This is a genomic window from Oleiphilus sp. HI0061, from assembly GCF_001635675.1.
Genome location: NZ_LWFE01001349.1, coordinates 1 through 1,297, shown reverse-complemented (window position 1 = coordinate 1,297; position 1,297 = coordinate 1). Strand labels below are relative to the sequence as shown.

The 1,297-nt window shown below is 53.4% G+C and carries 1 pseudogene; it reads left to right on the top strand.

Features of this window, described 5'->3' with window-relative positions:
• Positions 1–1,297 (top strand): annotated as a pseudogene (locus A3735_RS21295) (Tn3 family transposase); the annotation flags it as partial.

Here is a 1,297-nt window from a genome sequence, read left to right as displayed (position 1 = left end):
CAGCCAAAGCTTAAAGAATATGCTGCAGACACTGGTTTCCGATGAAGACCACTTTACATTGAAGCAGCTGCGCGGGAGCGCTCGCAACTTCACCGGTACCGAGCTGCAGAAAGAGCTGGCGGTGTATAACCATATTCAACCGCTAATGGAGGATGTGACGACTGTACTCGACTCGCTTTCTCTGTCCCAGAAAAACCAGCATCACTATGCCGAACGGGTTGATTATTACGGTGCTAAACTTAAGCGTCAGTCGCCTGCTAACCAATGCTTGTACCTGCTGTGCTATCTGCAGTCTCGGTACCAGCAGGGCTTGGAGCGCATTGCGGAAGGGTTCATCCATCACACTCGACAGGTGAAGCAACGAGCGCATCAGATGGCGCAGGAACGGGTTTATCAAGACTGGCAAAAGGCAGCCCGCAACGTGAGTAAAGCCGCTGAGATCCTGCACCTGTTCGTGGATGACCGCATCGACCCTAATACTTCCTTCCACGCGGTACAGCAACAGGCTTTCCAGTTTCTCAGTGCCAACGACCTGAACTCGGTCTGCCGATACCTGAGCAATCAGAAACAGTCAGCGGAGGAAGCGTTCTGGCAACACCTGGACACGGAATCCACATTGCGAACCGGCCTGTTACGGTCGCTCTTTTGCTGTCTGCGCATGGAAGGCACCGACAAAACGCAACGGTTAGCCCGGATCTTAGACCAAGCTCGGTTGGATCTGGTCGCCGGCAATATGCTCGGCGATGCCTGCATTGATCAGCGTCTACCGCCGAAAGCCACACGACCACTATTGCTAAAACCCGATGGCAGTATAGATAAAGCCAGGTATGAATGGTTCCTGTACCTGCAGATTCCCAACCGGTTAAACGGCCAGCTAATGCTGCCGGAAGTCATTCGATATCGGGCGTTAGAGGATGATCTGGTGAAGCCACAGACCTGGAAAAACCAGAAGCAGGTCTTGGTCGAGGGTACGCAGCAACCGAAAATCTCCAAGGATCCGACGCGACTGATCCCGCGTATGGCGGATGAGCTGACCCTTCGGTTACACGAGGTCAGCGAATACTTGGAACGTTCGGACAATCGGGACGTGATACTGCGCCCGAAAGGCGGCAAACACCTTTGGCGGTTGCCTACAGCCAGTAAGAAACACCTGGTGAATAATCCGTTCTTCCAACAAATGAGAGCGATCAGCGTTGCCGATGTCTTGCGCGTGGTGGATCAGGATACCGGATTCATTGACGACTTCGAGCATGTGCTGGGCATGAACTCGAAAAGCCGTCAATACGAAGTGGACCTG